This window comes from Candidatus Microbacterium phytovorans, from assembly GCA_029202445.1.
Classification (GTDB): domain Bacteria; phylum Actinomycetota; class Actinomycetes; order Actinomycetales; family Microbacteriaceae; genus Microbacterium; species Microbacterium phytovorans.
In genome coordinates this window covers 29,697-47,066 of the sequence record CP119321.1, presented here as the reverse complement: position 1 = coordinate 47,066, position 17,370 = coordinate 29,697, and the positions used below count along the sequence as shown (strand labels likewise).

Genomic DNA, 17,370 nt, shown 5'->3' with positions numbered 1-17,370 from the left:
TGGGAAAACGCTGAGCGCAACACCCGATTCCGGATCAGGCCGCTTCGCGTGCCAGCAGACTCCGCTTCACCTCGACGCCCCACGCGAATCCCCCGAGGCTGCCGTCGCCTCGGAGCACTCGATGGCACGGCACGAACAGCGCTGGCGCGTTGCGCGCACAGATGGAGGCCGCGGCGCGCACGGCGCTGGGGCGGCCGAGCTCCGCGGCGAACGCCGTGTAGCTGAGCGGCGCGCCCGGTGCGATGCGCCGAAGGGTCGCCCACCCCGACAGCTGCAGGGCGGTGCCCGTCTGGGCGACCGGCACCGCATCGATCGCTGCCATGTCGCCGCCGTAGTACGCCGCGACAGCGGCGGCGGCATCCGTCTCGCCTTCGCGCGCCTGCGGGGGCGTGCTCAGCCGGGCGAGGATCGCCTCCGGGTCGGCGGTCCACCCCGACGCGAGCACCCGCTGGCGCGCGTCGGCGAGGATCGTGAACGGTCCGTCGGGGGTGTCGATGGTCTGCATGATCGCGGTCATGAGGAGTTCCTGTTCTGCGGGGTGGTGTCGAGCGCGCGCCAGAGGTGCGCGGTCATGTAGCTGCGCCACGGCGCGGTGCGCGCGGCCCACGCGTCGAAGCCGCGCGGATCCGAGGGGATGCCGAGAAGCGCTGCCCCCGATCGCACCGCGACGTCGCCGGGGAGGGTGATGTCGGGATCGCCGGTGACGCGCATGCGGACGTAGTCGGCGGTCCACGGACCGATGCCCGGCCGCGCCAGCAGCGCCGCGCGCTGATCGGGGCCGTCGTCGGCGGTCGTGAGGGTCAGCTCGCCGGTCGCGAGCGCTTCCGCGGCGCCGGTGACCGCACGGATGCGCGCGCCCGGACCGCGCAGGACGTCGGCGCCGTGCGCGGCGATCGCCGCCATCGTCGGGAAGAGCCGATCGGTTCCCTCGAAGGCGTCGGCGCGCTCCCCCAGCGCCTCGGTGAGCGCCGTCAGCGCGGTGCGTGCGGCGGCGACGGTGATCTGCTGGCCCACCATGGCCCGGATGAGCATCTCGTGCGGGTCGGCGGCGCCGGGAACACGGATGCCGGGCACGGCGGCGACGCGGGCGGCCAGCTCGGGATGCGCGGCGAGGGCGGCGTCGACGGCGAGCGGGTCGGCGTCGAGATCGAACAGGCGGCGAGCACGGGCCACGAGTGGCGCCAGATCGCGCAGATGCGTGAGCCGTGCGCGCAGCCGGACACGGCCCGCGGCGTCGAGGCGCACCTCGAACCAGGCCGGTCCGCCGTCGAGTCGGAGGGTGCGCGCGAAGGACCGCTCGGTCGCGACCTCCGCGCCGTGCACGGCCCGCACCGCCATCCACCGGAACAGCCCGTCGGCGTCGAAGGGTCCGCGATGGGGCAGGACGAGATCGATGGCCCCGGGCGCGGCGGTCGCGGCATCCTTCGCCGAGCGTCGGGCGCGCAGCTCGGTCGGGGTGAGCCCGAACACCTCGCGCACGGTGTCGTTGAACTGCCGCACGCTCGCGAAGCCCGCGGAGAACGCGACGTCGGCGGCGGCGAGATCGGTGCCGACGAGCAGCATGCGCGCCGTGTGCGCGCGCTGGGCGCGCGCGAGGGCAAGCGGGCCGGCGCCGAGCTCGGCCGTGAGCAGGCGGGTGAGATGCCGGCTCGAGTAGCCCAACCGCGCGGCAAGGCCCGGCACGCCCTCTCGCTCGACGACGCCCTCGGCGATGAGCCGCATGGCCCGGGCGGCCGTGTCGCCCCGGAGATCCCACTGCGGCGAGCCCGGGGCGGCCTCGGGCAGGCACCGCTTGCAGGCGCGGTAGCCGGCCTCGTGCGCAGCCGCCGACGTCGGGTAGAACGTCACGTGCGACGGCTTCGGCGTGCGCGCCGGGCACGACGGCCGGCAGTAGATGCCGGTCGAGCGCACCGCCGTGACGAACTGGCCGTCGAACCGCGCGTCGCGGGCGTCGATCGCGCGGTAGCGCTCGTCGAACGTCGCGCTCGTCATCGTGATCGCGGGGCCGGTCATGCCTCCACTCTCGCACGCGTCACCGACACCCGCTCGCGGGAATCGGACATCGCGATCAGTGGAAGAAGTGACGCTCCCCCGTGAAGAACATCGTCACGTTCGCCGCGCGCGCGGCGTCGATGACCTCCTGGTCGCGCACCGATCCGCCGGGCTGGATGATCGTCTTGATCCCGGCGTCGATGAGCACCTGCGGGCCGTCGGCGAAGGGGAAGAACGCATCGGATGCCGCGACCGACCCGGCCGCCCGGTCACCGGCGCGCTCCACCGCAAGGCGGCAGGAGTCGACACGGTTGACCTGGCCCATACCGATGCCGACCGTGGCCGACCCCTGCGCGAGCACGATCGCGTTGGACTTGACGGCGCGGCACGCCTTCCACGCGAAGATCATGCCCTCGAGCTCCTCGGGGGCGGGGCGGTCGCCGGAGACCAGCTGCCAGTCCTTGGCGACCGACTCGATCTCGTCGGGGAACCGATCGGCATCCTGGAGCAGCAGTCCGCCGGAGACGAGACGCACGTCCATGCGCTCCTGCTTCCAGTCGGCGGGCAGCCGCAGGACGCGGAGGTTCTTCTTGAGCTTGAAGACCTCGAGGGCCTCGGGCTCGAAGTCGGGGGCGACGATCACCTCCGTGAAGATGTCGCGCAGGTTCTCGGCCATCTTCAGCGTCACCGTGCGGTTCGCGGCGATCACGCCTCCGAAGGCCGACACCGGGTCGCACTCGTGCGCACGCAGGTGTGCCGACGCGATCGGGTCGAGCGCGTTCGGCGCCCCGATCGCGATGCCGCAGGGGTTCGCGTGCTTGATGATCGCGACGGCGGGCTTCACGAGGTCGAATGCCGCACGCAGGGCGGCGTCGGCGTCGACGTAGTTGTTGTACGACATCTCCTTGCCCTGCAGCTGCGTGGCCTGCGCGATGCCGTGGCCACCCAGGCGCGTGTAGATCGCGGCGCGCTGGTGCGAGTTCTCGCCGTAGCGGAGCGTCGCGAGCCGCTCCGCCTTCACCGTCAGGTGCTGCGGCAGCTCGTCGGAGGACAGCGTCTCCTCCGCGAACCACGTCGCGACGGCCCGGTCGTACTCGCACGTGTGCGCGAAGGCGCGCGCCGCGAGGTCACGTCGCTGCGCGAGGCTCGTGCCGCCGCCGGCGACCGCCTCGATGATCGCCGGGTAGGACTCCGGGGAGACGACGATGGCGACGTTGGCGAAGTTCTTCGCCGACGCGCGCACCATCGCGGGACCGCCGATGTCGATCTGCTCGACGACGGCGTCGCCCGTGGCGCCCGAGGCCACGGTCTCGACGAACGGGTACAGGTTCACGACCACGAGTTCGAAGGGCTCGATGCCGAGCTCCTTGAGCTGCGACTCGTGGTCTTCCAACCGCAGATCGGCGAGGAGGCCCGCGTGCACGTGGGGGTGGAGCGTCTTGACGCGGCCGCCCAGCGACTCGGGGAAGCCGGTGATCTCCGAGACGTCGGTCACGGCGATGCCGGCATCCCGCAGGAGCGCGGCCGACCCTCCGGTCGAGAGGATCTCGACTCCCGCGGCGGCGAGCGCCTCGGCGAGCGGGAGGAGCCCCGTCTTGTCGCTCACCGAGATGAGCGCGCGCCGGATCGGAACGAGGTCGCGGGGGCGGTAGAGGGCAGGGTCGATGGTCGGTCCGGCCATGGGGGGCTCCTTGTCCTGTGATGCCAGGGGTGTGGGTGTCAGTGGGTGTCGTAGACGGAGAGGTCGAGGTCGCCGGTCGCGATGCGGCGCACGACGTCGATGAGGAGGCGCCGCTCGACGGGCTTGATGCGCTCGTGCAGGGAGTGCTCGGTGTCGCCGGGGAGCACGTCGACGCGCTCCTGCGCCAGGATCGGCCCCGTATCGACACCGCCGTCGACCACGATGACGCTCGCGCCGGTCTGGGTCGCTCCCGCCGCGAGCGCGTCGCGGACGCCGTGGGCGCCCGGGAACTCGGGGAGGTACGCGGGGTGGGTGTTGATGAGGCGCGGCGCCCACGCGTCGACGAACGCGGCCGGCAGCAGACGCATGAGTCCGCTCAGCACCACGAGGTCGGGGCGCCAGACCGTCAGCTGCGCGTGCAGCTCGGCACCCCACTCCTCCCGCGAGGCGAACTCGCTGTACGGGACCATGATCGTCGGGATGCCGAAGGCCTCCGCGTGCGCGAACCCGTCGGCCTGGCGATCCGCCCCGACGACGACGATCCGGGCGGGGAAATCAGGGTCGCTCGCCGCCTCCAGCAGGGCCCGAAGATTCGAACCCGTGCCCGAGATCAGCACGGCCAGGGTCAGCACCGGCCCAGTCTACCGGCGACGACGCGGCTTCCTCGCCGGGGGAATCGGCCCGCGGCGACAGCAGGACCGCCGCCGCACCGAGGGCGACCTCGACCGCCACCGCGAGGGCGAACGACCCCGCCGACGGACCCGCCTGCGCCAGACGACCGGGCCCGAGCGACCCGGAGGCCAGCACGGCCAGCAGCGCCGCACCTCCCGCAGCCCCGACGACCACCAGGGCGAGGGCGATGAGCCGGGACAGCAGCGGCTCGCCGGCATCCGCCGTTCTCAGTCGCGCGCGCGCGACCCAGCCCGCGCCCGCACCGACGGCGACCACCGCGAGCGCGAGGAGCAGGAGCCACGGCGACGGGTCTTCGGGGATGAGTCCCAGCACCGGGATGCCGGGCACGACGCCGAGGTCGGTGCCCCCGGGGCCCACCGCGGTGCCCTGGCCGACCGAGAAGCCGGGGCCCGACGCGAACGCCGCCCCCCACACGATGAGGGTCGGGAGGTAGACGAGCTGACCGAGCCCGAGGACGATCACACCGATCAGATCGACGTGCGCGGCTTCGAAGAGCGCGACCATCCGGCCGCCGCCCGTGAAGACCGCTGCCGCCACGACGAGCCCGCCGACGCCGAGGATGCCGGTGAGCGCCGCGGCGATGCCCCGCGCCCCCGCCTCGACGACGCCCGTGTCGTCGACGTCGAGACGGTGACGGAGCCGGTCGAGGATGCCGTCGTCGCCGTGACGCCAGGCGGTCACGAGCGCACCGAGCAGACAGGGGACGGCGAACACGGCGACGGGGATCGCGATCGCCGCGGTGGTGTCGACGGCGGCGACCGCGAGCCGCGAAGTGAGCGCGACGAGGGTCGCGAGCACGCCGACCACGACGGCGCCCGCGGCGACGCCGACCGGCCAGGCCCCGGCGCGGGCGGCGCGGGCTCCGGAGCGCGCCGCGAACACCGCGGTGAACACGGTGAAGGCGAGCGGAGCGAGAGAGAAGACGAAGCTCGACGCGTCGGGGCTGATGCCGACGGCCGTCACGTACTCGGCATCCAGTGCCACCTGGAGGGGCACGAGGTGTCCCGCCTGCCACAGGGTCGCGGCGGCCGGCCACAGCGCCTGCCAGTCGGCGGCGGGGACGCCGAACACCCACAGCACGGTGAGTGGGGCGAGTGCGGCGGCGAGGCCGACGGCGACGACGATGACGGCGTCGAAGGCGGCGAGGAGGGCGACGAGCAGGCGGTTCATGCGGGTTCGACCCTACCTACCGGTCGCGGGCGTTCCCCGAGGGCGCGCGGGCGCGCTACCTTCGTCGATGGAGGTCCCCCTTGAGCACCAAGCGAAACACCCGCACGCAGAGCGACGCGAGCACCGAGAGCACCGCGCGAACCGACACCACCGGGAGCACGACGCGCATCGACCGCTTCTTCCAGATCACCGAGCGCGGCTCGACGATCGGGGCGGAGGTCCGCGGCGGCCTCGTCACCTTCGTCGCGATGGCCTACATCGTGATCCTGAACCCGATCATCCTCTCCAGCGGCGTGGACGTCACGGGGGCGCAGCTCGAGTTCCCGCAGGTCGCGGCCACGACGGCTCTCACCGCGGGAGCCATGACGATCCTCTTCGGCCTCGTCGCCCGCCTGCCGTTCGCGTTCGCCGCGGGCCTCGGCATCAACTCGTTCCTCGCCGTCGCCGTCGTCGGTCAGGTCACGTGGGCCGAGGCGATGGGCCTCATCGTCATCAACGGTCTGCTGATCGTCCTCCTCGCCGCCACCGGCCTGCGGCGCCTCATCTTCGACGCCGTCCCCATGGCGCTGAAGACCGCCATCACGGTCGGCATCGGCCTGTTCATCGCCTTCATCGGCTTCGTCGACAGCGGGTTCGTGACGGCCACGGGGGCGAACTCGCCGCCCGTGGGCCTCGGCGTCGCGGGGTCGATCGCGACCGTTCCGACGCTCCTGTTCGTCCTGACGCTGCTCCTGGCGGCCGTGCTGCTGGCACGCAAGGTCAAGGGCGCGATCCTCATCGCGCTGGTCTCGGGCACCGTCGCTGCCGTCGTCGTCGAGGCGATCTGGAACCTCGGTCCGAAGATCGGCGCCGACGGGCAGCTCGCGAACCCCGGCGGGTGGGGCCTGTCGGTCCCCGAGCTGCCCAGTTCGCTCGTCTCCTTGCCCGACCTCAGCCTCGTCGGACAGATCAGCTTCGGCTCGTTCGAGCGCATCGGCGTGCTCGCGGCGACGATGCTCGTCTTCACCCTCCTCTTCACGAACTTCTTCGACGCGATGGGCACCTTCACCGGCCTGTCGCGCGAGGCGGGCCTGGCCGACGCCAAGGGCAACTTCCCCCGCCTGCGCTCCGCACTCATCGTCGAGGGCGTCGGCGCCGTCGCGGGAGGCCTCACGTCGTCGTCGTCCAACACGGTGTTCATCGAATCGGGTGCGGGTATCGGCGAGGGCGCGAAGACGGGCCTCGCGAACCTCGTCACCGGCGGACTGTTCCTGCTGGCGATGTTCTTCACGCCGCTCACCACGATCGTGCCCACCGAGATCGCGGCCGCGGCGCTCGTGATCGTCGGTGCGCTGATGATGGCGCAGATCCGTCACGTCGACCTCACCGACCTGTCCGCGCTCGTCCCGGTCTTCCTCACGGTGACCGTGATGCCGCTGACCTACTCGATCGCCAACGGCATCGGCGCGGGCTTCGTCAGCTGGGTCGTGGTCCGGTCGCTGTCGGGCAAGGCGAAGGAGATCAGCCCGCTCCTGTGGGTCGTCGCCGCCGGGTTCGTCGTGTTTTTCGCGCGCGGTCCGATCGAGGCCCTGCTGGCCGGCTGACCGTCGCCCCGGGCGCCTTTGGGGCGCTTCGACCGCGTCAAACTGCGGGTGCGCGCACCGCGGACCCGCAGAACGGCGCCGGCGAAGCGTCGGTCGGCACCCGCGCGCAGCGCCCGCACGGAACAAAGAGAGGGCCGGATGCCACGTGGCATCCGGCCCTCTCGGGTGTCTGGACTCAGAGACCGGCGATGATCTCGCGCATGAGAGCGGCCGTCTCGGACGGCGTCTTGCCGACCTTGACGCCGGCGGCCTCGAGGGCCTCCTTCTTCGCCTGCGCGGTGCCCGCCGAGCCGGAGACGATGGCGCCGGCGTGGCCCATCGTCTTGCCCTCGGGGGCCGTGAAGCCGGCGACATAGCCGACGACCGGCTTCGTCACGTTCGCCTTGATGAAGTCGGCCGCACGCTCCTCGGCGTCGCCGCCGATCTCACCGATCATGACGATCGCCTTCGTCTCGGGGTCGGCTTCGAACGCGGCGAGCGCGTCGATGTGGGTCGTCCCGATGATCGGGTCGCCACCGATGCCGATCGCGGTCGAGAAGCCGATCTCACGCAGCTCGTACATCATCTGGTACGTCAGGGTGCCCGACTTGGACACGAGCCCGATGGGGCCCTTACCGGTGATGTTGGCCGGGGTGATGCCGACGAGAGCCTCGTCCGGGGTGATGATGCCGGGGCAGTTCGGGCCGATGATGCGCGTCTTGTTGCCGCGGCTCTGCGCGTACGCCCACGCCTCGGCAGTGTCGCCGACGGGCACGCCCTCGGTGATCACGACGAGCAGCGGGATGTCGGTGTCGATGGCTTCGACCATCGCCGCCTTCGTGAACGCGGGCGGCACGAAGGCGATCGACACGTCGGCGCCGGTGGCCTCGATGGCCTCCGCGACGGTGCCGAACACCGGCAGCTCGATCGAGTTGCCGTCCTTGTCGGTGTGCAGCACGGTGGTGCCCGCCTTGCGCGCGTTGACGCCGCCGACGACGTTCGTGCCCGCCTTCAGCATCAGCGCGGTGTGCTTGGTGCCCTCGCCGCCGGTGATGCCCTGGACGATGACCTTGGAGTCCTTGGTGAGGAAGATCGACATTTCTCTAGTCCTTACAGGTTGGCGAGCTCGGCGGCCTTGTCGGCGCCCTCGTCCATCGACACGGCCAGGGTCACGAGCGGGTGGGCGGCGTCACGCAGGATGGCGCGACCCTCCTCCACCTTGTTGCCGTCGAGACGCACGACGAGCGGCTTGGAGGCGCTGGCGCCGAGCTCGGCGAGTGCACCGACGATGCCCTTGGCGACGGCGTCGCACGCGGTGATGCCGCCGAACACGTTGACGAACACCGACTTCACCTGCGGATCGCCGAGGATGACGTCGAGACCGGCGGCCATGACCTCGGCCGAGGCGCCGCCGCCGATGTCGAGGAAGTTGGCGGGCTTCACGCCGCCGTGCTTCTCGCCCGCGTAGGCGACGACGTCGAGCGTCGACATCACGAGGCCTGCACCGTTGCCGATGACCCCGACCTCGCCGTCGAGCTTCACGTAGTTGAGGTCGTTGGCCTTGGCCTTCGCCTCGAGCGGGTCGGCCGCCTCCTTGTCTTCGAGGAGCGCGTGGCCGGCGTGGCGGAAGTCGGCGTTCTCGTCGAGCGAGACCTTGCCGTCGAGGGCGATGATGTCGCCCTCCTCCGAGAGGATGAGCGGGTTCACCTCGACGAGCGTGGCGTCCTCGCCCTTGTAGACCTGGAAGAGCTTCACGAACACATCGGCGACCTTGGGCGCCAGCTCGTCGTCGAAGTTCGCGGCCTTGGCGATCTCGAGGGCCTTGGCGGCGTCGATCCCGACGAGCGGGTCGACCTCGACCCGGGCGAGGGCCTCGGGACGCTCGACGGCGAGCTCCTCGATCTCCATGCCGCCCTCGACGCTCGCGAGCGAGAGGTAGGAGCGGTTGGCGCGGTCGAGCAGCACCGAGAAGTAGAACTCCTTGGCGATGCGGGCGCCGGCGGCGACCATGACGCGCTTGACGACGTGGCCCTTGATGTCGAGGCCGAGGATGGCCTGCGCCGCCTCGAACGCCTCATCGGGGGTCTTGGCGACCTTCACGCCACCGGCTTTGCCGCGGCCTCCGGTCTTGACCTGAGCCTTGACGACGACGACGCCGCCGAGCTTCTCGGCCGCTGCCTTCGCCTCCTCAGGGGTGTCGGCGACGATGCCGGCGAGCACCGGCACCTCGTACTTTTCGAACAGGTCTCGTGCCTGGTACTCGTAGAGATCCACGTGCAATCCTTCGCTGGGCGACGGTGGGTTTTGAGGACGAAGAAGTCTCGATGTCGAGATATCGACCAATCCCCCAGCCTAGTACGTGCGACTGAGTGCCCCGTTCAGGGAGCACGGGCGGTCTCGGCGTCGCTAGGCTCGGCGTCATGAGTGACCTCACTCCCCCGCCCACCCGCAACACCGTCGTTGCGGCCGCTCTCGACCTGTTCGCCACGCAGGGGTTCGAGGCGACCTCGGTCGAGCAGATCGCGCAGGCCGCGGGGGTTTCCCGATCCACCTTCTTCCGCCAGTTCGGCGGCAAGGACGACGTCGTCTTCACCGATCACGACGAACTCCTCGCGCGCCTGCGGGAGTTCCTCAGCACGGCGCACGAGAACGGCCACGAGAACCCGTGGGCCGCGGTGTGCGAGGCATCCGTCCAGGTGTTCCGGCACTTCGCCGCCGATCCCGAGCTGGCCCGCCGTCGATACTCCGTCGTGCGACAGGTGCCGGCGCTGCGGGAGCGCGAGATCGTGACGGTGTTCCAGTACGAGCGCCTCTTCGACGACTACTTGCGCGGAGCGCTCCCCGGCATCGACCCGGTGGAGTCGGTCGCCTTCTCGGCGGCGGTCACCGCCGTGCACAATCACGTACTGCGGCGGTTGCTGCGCGGCACGAAGAAGGTGCCGGCATCCGTTCTCGCCGACGCCTACGACGACCTGATGCACCGGTTCGGCGTGCACCCCGGCGGCGAGACACCGGCCCCCGACGACCTCGTGATCGCGGCGTTCCCGCGGCGTATGCCCACCGCGGAGATCGCGCGTCGCCTCAAATCCGAGCTGACCTGACCGGCCCCGCCACGACAGCCTCGGTGGGGTGCGGCGACGGCAGCAGCGACAGTCCGTGGAGAAGGTCGGTGCGCGACGCGGCGACGCAGACGCGGATCCAGCCCTCACCGGACGGCCCGAACGCCGAGCCGGGTGCGACCGCGACGCGCTCACGCCGGAGGAAGTCCTCGGTCCATGCGGCGACGTCGCCGCCGGAGGCATGGCGCACGTCGATCCACAGGTAGAAGGCACCCGACGGCTCGAGGTAGCGGATGCCGCGCGCGTCGAGGAGGTCGGTCGCGGCGCGCAGGTTGTCGCGGTAGTGGGACCGCGCGTCGGCGACACCGTTCTGACTCCCGGCGAGCGCCGCGATAGCCGCGTGCTGGGCGGGCGCGTTGAGGCAGGAGATCATCGCCTCCTGAGCCGACCGCAGCGGACCCTCCCAGTCGCGAGGGGCGACGAGGAATCCCACCCGGATGCCGGTCATGGCATATGTCTTGGACAGGGAGAACACACCGACGACGCGCTCCCCGCCGGTCTCGCGCGTATCGAGCGCGGTGAGGCTCACGTGGGGGCCGTCCCACGTGAGCTCGGCGTACACCTCGTCGCTGAGCACCCAGAGGTCGTGCCGCCGAGCGAAGTCGAGGATGCCGCGTGCCCGCTCCTCGTCGAGGGTCGTGCCGAGCGGGTTGGACGGCGAGTTGACGATGATCACGCGCGTACGCGGAGTGACGAGACGTTCGAGCACGTCGAGCTCGGGGAGGAAGGCTGCCTCCTCGCGAAGCGGGTAGGCGACGGGGACGGCCGACAGCATCCGGGGACTCATCGAGAACGTCGTGTAGCCGGGGTCGGGCACGAGCACCTCGTCGCCTGGATCGAGCATGAGACCGAGCGCCTGGTGCAGCGCCTGCGTGCCGCCGACCGTGGCCCAGACGCGCTCGGGATCGAGGGCGACTCCGCGGTCGTGGGCGAACCGCTGCGCGAACGCGCGGCGCAGGGGCGGGATGCCGCCGTTGGCGGTGTAGTTGGTGTCACCGGCATCCCACGCCGTCTTCGCCGCCGTGGCGATGTGGTCTGCGACGGGAAGGTCGGGCTCGCCCACGGCGAGGAACGTCACGTCGTCGAGGGTGAGCGCGATCTCGAACAGGCGACGGATGCCGCTTCCGGGAACGTGGGCGACGTGAGGGCTGAGGTGCGGCACCGGGCCAGGCTACGCTCCCGGTGTGACGGGCGGATGACATGAGACTGCGTTCCGCGCGAGGTGACACTGAATCTCCATCGACGGTATTCTGAAGGAATGTCCACCCGCACCGACACCCTCCCCGGCGAGTCCGTCGCGTCGTACGACGTCACCGGCCGCCTCGGCACCGACTACTACGCCGTCTTCGCCGACATCCCCCACGACGACCGTGCGGTGTGGGAGCGCGCGCAGGCCTACATCGACGAGGTCGGCCCGCAGATGCGCGACGCGTGGGATGCCGCGGAGTACCCGCTGCACCTCGCCGCACGCCTCGGCGAGCTCGATCTGCTCAACGACGGCATCGATCACCCCGACCTCACCCGGTTCTCCCCCTTGGCGGCCGGGCTCGTCAACATGGAGGTGTCCCGCGGCGACGGCTCGCTCGGCACCGTGATCGCCGTGCAGGGCGGTCTCGCGCTGCGCACGCTCGCGCTGTTCGGCAGCCCGGCGCAGCAGGCGCGCTGGCTGCGACCGATCGCACGCGCCGAGGTGCCCGCCGCGTTCGCACTCACCGAGCCCGACCACGGCTCCGACTCCGTCTCCCTCGAGACCGTCGCGCGGCGCGAGTCCGCCGGCGACGGGGGCGGGTGGGTTCTCCGCGGCACGAAGAAGTGGATCGGCAACGGCGCCGCGGGCGGCGTCACGTTCGTGTGGGCCCGCGTCGACGACGACGGCGCCGACGACCACGGCGCGGTGCGGTGCTTCCTCGTCGAGCAGAACACGCCCGGCTACACCGGGACCGTCATCACCAGCAAGGGCGCTCTGCGCGGCATCCACCAGGCCCACATCACCCTCGACGACGTGCGCCTTCCCGCCGACGCCGTGCTGCCGGGCGCCCGCACCTTCCGCGATGCCTCGACCGTGCTGTACTCGACGCGATCGGGCGTGGCGTGGTCGGCGCTCGGCCACGCGACCGCCTGCTACGAGGCCGCCCTGCAGTACGCCGGCCAGCGGATGCAGTTCGGCAAGCCGCTCGCCCGGTTCCAGATGGTCCAGGAGCGGCTGGCGCAGATGCTCGAGGAACTCACCGCGATGCAGCTCTACTGCCGCCACCTCGCCGACCTCGAGACGTCGGGAGGCCTGCGCCCCACGCAGGCGTCGCTGGCGAAGTACCACAACACGCGCGCGGCACGGCGAATCGCCTCGACGGCTCGCGATCTGCTGGGGGGCAACGGCATCCTCTTGGAGAACGGCGTCATCCAGCACATGGCGGACATCGAGGCGATCCACACCTACGAAGGCACCGAGAGCGTGCAGGCTCTTCTCATCGGACGCGACATCACCGGGGTGAGCGCGTTCGCCTGAGGATCAGCGGCGGACGATCGACCCGGAACCGCCCTCGCTGACGGCGCCCTCGATCTCGGCTCCGCGGTAGAGGATGAGGCTGCCGCCATCACGCTCGATCACATCGCGGTCGACCTCACCGGTGCGGAACACCGCGAGGTTGCCGGTGCCGCTCTCGCGCGCAGTGCCGTCGACCGACCCGTGGATGTGGAGCGAGTTGCCGTCGCGCTCGGTCACGTTGCCGTCGACCTCACCGGAGCGCTCGATGTACACGCCGCCGGAGTCATGCTCGGAGACATGGCCGTCGACCTCGCCGATGACGCGGACCCCGCCGGAGCCGGACTCGACGACGCTGCCGTCGACCTCGCCACGTGTGCCCACGACGACCCCGCCGGAGCCGCTCTGGCGGACGTTTCCGGTGACATGTCCGTGGATGGTGACGGTGCCGCCCGTGACCACGAGGTCGCCGCGGATGATGGTGCCGGCCGCCACCGTGTAGTCACCGGAGCGCACGACATCGGCGGCCATGGCGGCAGCCGGAGCGGCGACCAGGAGGAGTGCGGAAGCGGTGCCGATGGTCAGGATGCGTGACGTCTTCATGGGGAGTCCTCTCGTCGTCGCCGGACCCGTTCCGGCGGTGAACCCAGTTCATCGGGCGAGGATGAGACGCCGATGAAGCGGCCATGAGAACGCTCTTAGCCGGTTCGTTCTCCGGTCCGCTCTCGCCTCACCCCTCGCCCCGCTCCCCGCGACGGACCAGGATGGATGCCGTGTACGAGATCCCCGCACCGATGCTCGCCAAGTCCGTCCCGGCGGTCCCCGCCCCCGATCGGATCGCCGGCGGCCTCTCCTACGAACCGAAGTGGGACGGGTTCCGCGCGCTCGTCGCGTGGGACGGCACCGACGTGGAGATCGGCTCGCGGGGTTCGAAGCCGCTGACGCGCTACTTCCCCGAACTCGTCGAGGCGTTCTCGCGTCTCCTCCCCGGGCCGTGCCTCCTCGACGGCGAGATCGTCGTGGCGGTCGGCGAGCCCGGTCAGCAGCGCCTCGACTGGTCGGCGCTGTCCCAGCGCATCCACCCGGCCGCCTCCCGCGTGGCTCTCCTCAGCGAGACCACCCCCGCGATGTTCATCGCTTTCGACCTGCTCGCGCTCGGCGACGACGATCTGCAGGACGAGCCGTTCGCGCAGCGGCGTGCCCGACTCGAAGACCTGCTGGACGGTGTCGCCCACCCGATCCATCTGACGCGCACGACCCGCGACGCGGCGCTCGCCGACCGCTGGCTCGCCGAGTTCGAGGGCGCCGGACTCGATGGCGTCGTCGCCAAACCGCTCGCTCAGCCGTATGCACCCGGAAAGCGGACGATGTTCAAGGTCAAGCACGCGCGAACGGCCGACGTCGTCGCCGTCGGCTACCGCGTGCACAAGAGCGGCGAGGGCGTCGGGTCGTTGCTCGTCGGCCTGTACGACGCCGACGGGCGCATCCGCAACGTCGGGGGCGTCGCCGCGTGGAGCGACGTGCGACGTCGCGAGCTCGTCGACGAGCTGGCACCCCTGGTGGAGCGCGATGACGAGGGCGCAACGGTCGTCGGGGAGACCGATCGTTCGCGGTTCTCGGCATCCAAGAACGTGTCGTTCGTGCGGCTGCGTCCCGAGCGGGTGCTCGAAGTGCGCTATGACCAGCTCGAAGGAGAGCGCTTCCGCCACACGGTGCAGTTCGAGCGGTGGCGCCCCGACCGCGACGCGCGTTCCTGCACGTTCGACCAGCTCGAGACGGTCACGGCCTACGACCTGGGCGACGTGCTCGACGGACACAGAACGGGCCCGTGACGGCGCCGGACTCCAGCGGCCGGACTCACGGGCCCGAAATCTGTGTGAAGCCGTCGGGGGGGTCCGGCTTGTCTTCGACGCTACCCTCGGCGCCGCGACCCGACATCGCCGCTCGCCGTGATTAATGCCGGTTCCGCGGTCGTGCGGTGCGGCATCCCGGATGCCAGGATCGAGGCATGGCCGACGCATCCGGGACGCCGGATCCCGATCCCACCCACACGGCGGAGCTCCGGCTGGAGCCCGTCGGCTTCATCGCGCGCACGGATGCCGTCCTGCGACTCGGTGCGCTCATGCTCGGCGCCGGCGCATCGTCGGCGAGGGTGAGCGACAGCATGGCGCGCGCCGCGCGTGCGGTCGGGATCGAAGAGCTCCACTCCCGCGTCGGGATGAAGGACATCGTGTCGACGGCGAGCCGCGGACAGATGTTCCGCACACGGGTCGCGGAGATCCGCACCCCCGCGGTCGACGCGGATCGCCTCACCGCGCTCAAGCGGCTGACCAACGAGCTGCACCCCGGCATGACGGCCGCCGCCGTGCAAGAGCGCCTCGACGGAATCGAACGGATGCCGCGGCGGTACTCCTCCGTGCTGCGCGTCGTCGCGGCCGCCCTCGCGTGCGCCGCGTTCGCGCTCCTCAACAACGGCGGGTGGCAGGAGTTCGTCGCCGTGGGGATCGCGGCGGGAACCGGCCAGGCGGTGCGCATGACGATCCACCGCCTGCGCATCAACGAGTTCCTCGTCGTGTTCGCCTCCGCGATCACCGCCCTGGTGGTCTACCTGCTCGTCGCGCAACTGTTCACCCTGCTGGGGCTGCCGGGAGGTCAACACGACGCGGCGCTCACGAGCGCGGTGCTCTTCCTCGTGCCGGGCTTCCCGCTGGTCACCGGCGCCTTGGACCTCGCGCGCCTCGACCTGAACTCCGGGATCGCGCGCGTGACGTACGCGGTGCTGATCCTCCTGGCGACGGGCACGGCGGTGTGGGGCGTCGCGACGATGTTCGATGCGACCGTCACGCAGACGGCGAGCCCCGCCTTCGCCGAGCCGTGGCTGTCCCTCATGCGCTTCGCCGCCGGCATCGTCGGCGTGGTCGGTTTCGCGGTGCTCTTCTCGACGCCGCCGGCGATCGCCCTGGCCGCGGCCCTGCTCGGCGCGACGGCGAACGTCGGGCGCCTCGCCCTCATCGACGCCGGCCTGATGCCGGCGGTGGCCGCTGCCGCCGCCGCCCTCGCGGTGGGCCTCGGCGCGTTCCTCGTCGGTGATCGCCTCCGCGCGCCCCGCGTGACCCTCACGGTGCCGGCCGTGCTGATCATGGTGCCCGGGGCGGCGGCCTACCGCTCGATCGCGGGAGTCATCGACGGCGACACCCTCGCCGCGATCCAGAACGGGATGCAGGCGCTGTTCGTCGTCGTCGCGCTCGCCATCGGACTCACCGTCGCGCGCGTGCTCACCGAACGCGAGTGGCAGCTGCCCGCGCGCTGACGCCCCGGCATCCTCCCCCGCCCCCTCGCGACCTCGCGAACGTGACGCAATCGGCCCCCACCACCTCGCGAACGTGGCGCAATCGGCCCCCACCCCGCGCAAGTGACCACACCTTGCGCCACTTTCGCAAGGTGTTCTCTCTCGAAGCCGCCGTCGTCTAGCGTCGACTCATGGCTCCGTTCCAGCTCTTCCGTCCCGCGCCGAAGACCGTCCGCCTCGATACGACGCACGCGGCCCCCGTCGCTGTCGCCGCCGGCGGCAAGCCCTGGAGCCTGTGGAGCGACGGCCTCGGGACCCTCGCGATCCGGTCGCTGCAGGTGCTCATCGTCGTAGCCATCACGGCGGGCGTCATCCTCGGCATCCAGCAGCTCACCGTCGTGACGATCCCGCTGGTGCTGGCGCTCATCTTCGCCTCCGCGTTCGCGCCCGTCATGACGTGGCTGCGCCGCCGGGGGGTGCCCTCGCTCGTGGCGACCCTCCTCGCTCTCCTCGCGATCGTCGTGATCCTGGGCGGAGTGTCCTGGCTCATCGTCTGGGCCGTCCGCGATCAGTGGGACGAGCTCTACACCAAGGCGCAGCAGGGCGTGCAGGACCTCACAGCGTGGGTCGGGACGCTGCCGTTCGACATCGATCAGGGCCAGATCGACGAGTGGGTCGCGACGCTCCAGGACTTCGTGACGAGTGCGCAGTTCGGTTCGGGCGCCCTCGCGGGGGTCAGCGCCGTCGCGAACTTCATCACCGGACTCGTCCTCATGATCGTCATGCTGTTCTTCTTCCTGAAGGACGGCCCGCAGATGTGGGCGTTCCTCCTCCGCCCCTTCCAGGGCGAGCAGTACCAGCGCGCCGTGCGCATCGGCGACAAGACCGTGACGACCCTCGGCTCCTACGTGCGCGGCACGGCGACCGTCGCCGCGGTCGACGCCATCGGCATCCTGATCGGTCTTCTCATCCTGCAGGTGCCGCTCGCGATCCCCCTGGCCGTCCTCGTGTTCCTGCTCGCCTTCATCCCCATCGTCGGGGCCACCGTCGCCGGCATCCTCGCCGCCCTCGTCGCGCTCGTCGCGAACGGATGGTTCGTCGCCCTGATGGTCATCGGGGTGGTGGTGCTCGTCAACCAGCTCGAGGGCAACCTGCTCCAACCGCTCCTCATGGGCCGCACGATGAAGCTGCACGCTTTCGTCGTGCTCATCGCCCTCACGATCGGAACGGTGCTCAGCGGCATCATCGGCGCCGTTCTCGCCGTGCCCATCGCCGCGGTCGCGTGGGGCATCGTGCAGGTGTGGGATGGACCCGACCTCCCCGCACGCTGGGCGCGCCCGAAGCGCCGCGAGGCCGTCGCGAAAGCCGTCTCGGCCTGACGG

General features: G+C 71.2%; 15 protein-coding genes. 6 read left to right on the top strand and 9 right to left on the bottom strand.

What is annotated here, in order from left to right; genetic code table 11:
- Positions 1-34: 34 nt before the first annotated feature.
- Genes P0Y48_00210 through P0Y48_00190 form a run of 5 tightly spaced genes read right to left on the bottom strand, consistent with a single transcriptional unit; the run spans position 35 to position 5,536 of the window.
- Entirely contained in the window at positions 35-517 is a 483-nt protein-coding gene (locus tag P0Y48_00210; protein ID WEK13667.1) for a methylated-DNA--[protein]-cysteine S-methyltransferase, read from the bottom strand.
- Positions 514-2,013 carry an AlkA N-terminal domain-containing protein gene (locus tag P0Y48_00205; protein ID WEK13666.1) on the bottom strand — a complete coding sequence of 500 codons (1,500 nt, stop codon included), beginning with the start codon at positions 2,011-2,013 and terminating at the stop codon, positions 514-516. The genes P0Y48_00210 and P0Y48_00205 overlap by 4 nt, the downstream gene beginning before the upstream one ends.
- Before the next feature lie 55 nt (positions 2,014-2,068).
- Entirely contained in the window at positions 2,069-3,673 is a 1,605-nt protein-coding gene (purH, locus tag P0Y48_00200; protein WEK13665.1) for a bifunctional phosphoribosylaminoimidazolecarboxamide formyltransferase/IMP cyclohydrolase, read from the bottom strand.
- Positions 3,674-3,711: 38 nt separating this feature from the next.
- Entirely contained in the window at positions 3,712-4,305 is a 594-nt protein-coding gene (purN, locus tag P0Y48_00195; GenBank protein WEK13664.1) for a phosphoribosylglycinamide formyltransferase, read from the bottom strand.
- Positions 4,229-5,536 carry a DUF6350 family protein gene (locus tag P0Y48_00190; protein WEK13663.1) on the bottom strand — a complete coding sequence of 436 codons (1,308 nt, stop codon included), beginning with the start codon at positions 5,534-5,536 and terminating at the stop codon, positions 4,229-4,231. The genes purN and P0Y48_00190 overlap by 77 nt, the downstream gene beginning before the upstream one ends.
- Before the next feature lie 167 nt (positions 5,537-5,703).
- Between P0Y48_00190 and P0Y48_00185 the strand changes: the two genes are divergently transcribed.
- Positions 5,704-7,119: an NCS2 family permease gene (locus P0Y48_00185; GenBank protein ID WEK15095.1), complete on the top strand. Its 1,416-nt coding sequence runs from the start codon at positions 5,704-5,706 to the stop codon at positions 7,117-7,119.
- A 175-nt stretch (positions 7,120-7,294) separates the two neighbouring features.
- Here the strand turns inward: P0Y48_00185 and sucD are convergent, their stop codons facing one another.
- Both sucD and sucC read right to left on the bottom strand, forming a co-directional pair.
- Complete coding sequence (gene sucD / locus P0Y48_00180; protein ID WEK13662.1) at positions 7,295-8,197, bottom strand: succinate--CoA ligase subunit alpha; 903 nt, start codon at positions 8,195-8,197, stop codon at positions 7,295-7,297.
- A gap of 11 nt (positions 8,198-8,208) precedes the next feature.
- On the bottom strand, positions 8,209-9,372 hold the full coding sequence (sucC, locus tag P0Y48_00175) for an ADP-forming succinate--CoA ligase subunit beta (protein ID WEK13661.1): 1,164 nt from the start codon (positions 9,370-9,372) through the stop codon (positions 8,209-8,211).
- Positions 9,373-9,518: 146 nt separating this feature from the next.
- On the opposite strand from sucC, the gene P0Y48_00170 reads away from it, so the two are divergent.
- A complete protein-coding gene (locus tag P0Y48_00170; protein ID WEK13660.1) occupies positions 9,519-10,199 on the top strand; it encodes a TetR/AcrR family transcriptional regulator in 681 nt (226 codons plus the stop codon).
- On the opposite strand, the gene P0Y48_00165 is transcribed toward P0Y48_00170, so the two are convergent.
- Positions 10,180-11,379: an aminotransferase class I/II-fold pyridoxal phosphate-dependent enzyme gene (locus P0Y48_00165; protein WEK13659.1), complete on the bottom strand. Its 1,200-nt coding sequence runs from the start codon at positions 11,377-11,379 to the stop codon at positions 10,180-10,182. The genes P0Y48_00170 and P0Y48_00165 overlap by 20 nt on opposite strands.
- A gap of 96 nt (positions 11,380-11,475) precedes the next feature.
- Here P0Y48_00165 and P0Y48_00160 point away from each other — a divergent pair, with 96 nt between their 5' ends.
- Positions 11,476-12,723, top strand: coding sequence for an acyl-CoA dehydrogenase family protein (locus tag P0Y48_00160; GenBank protein WEK13658.1), 1,248 nt, complete (start codon positions 11,476-11,478; stop codon positions 12,721-12,723).
- A 3-nt stretch (positions 12,724-12,726) separates the two neighbouring features.
- On the opposite strand, the gene P0Y48_00155 is transcribed toward P0Y48_00160, so the two are convergent.
- Positions 12,727-13,302: a polymer-forming cytoskeletal protein gene (locus tag P0Y48_00155; protein WEK13657.1), complete on the bottom strand. Its 576-nt coding sequence runs from the start codon at positions 13,300-13,302 to the stop codon at positions 12,727-12,729.
- 191 nt (positions 13,303-13,493) lie between these two features.
- Between P0Y48_00155 and P0Y48_00150 the strand changes: the two genes are divergently transcribed.
- The 3 genes from P0Y48_00150 (at position 13,494) to P0Y48_00140 (ending at position 17,367) form a co-directional block, all read left to right on the top strand.
- Positions 13,494-14,531, top strand: coding sequence for an ATP-dependent DNA ligase (locus P0Y48_00150; GenBank protein WEK15094.1), 1,038 nt, complete (start codon positions 13,494-13,496; stop codon positions 14,529-14,531).
- A gap of 176 nt (positions 14,532-14,707) precedes the next feature.
- Complete coding sequence (locus tag P0Y48_00145) at positions 14,708-16,009, top strand: threonine/serine exporter family protein (protein WEK13656.1); 1,302 nt, start codon at positions 14,708-14,710, stop codon at positions 16,007-16,009.
- Between the two features lie 170 nt (positions 16,010-16,179).
- On the top strand, positions 16,180-17,367 hold the full coding sequence (locus P0Y48_00140) for an AI-2E family transporter (GenBank protein WEK13655.1): 1,188 nt from the start codon (positions 16,180-16,182) through the stop codon (positions 17,365-17,367).
- The last annotated feature ends 3 nt before the right edge of the window (positions 17,368-17,370 follow it).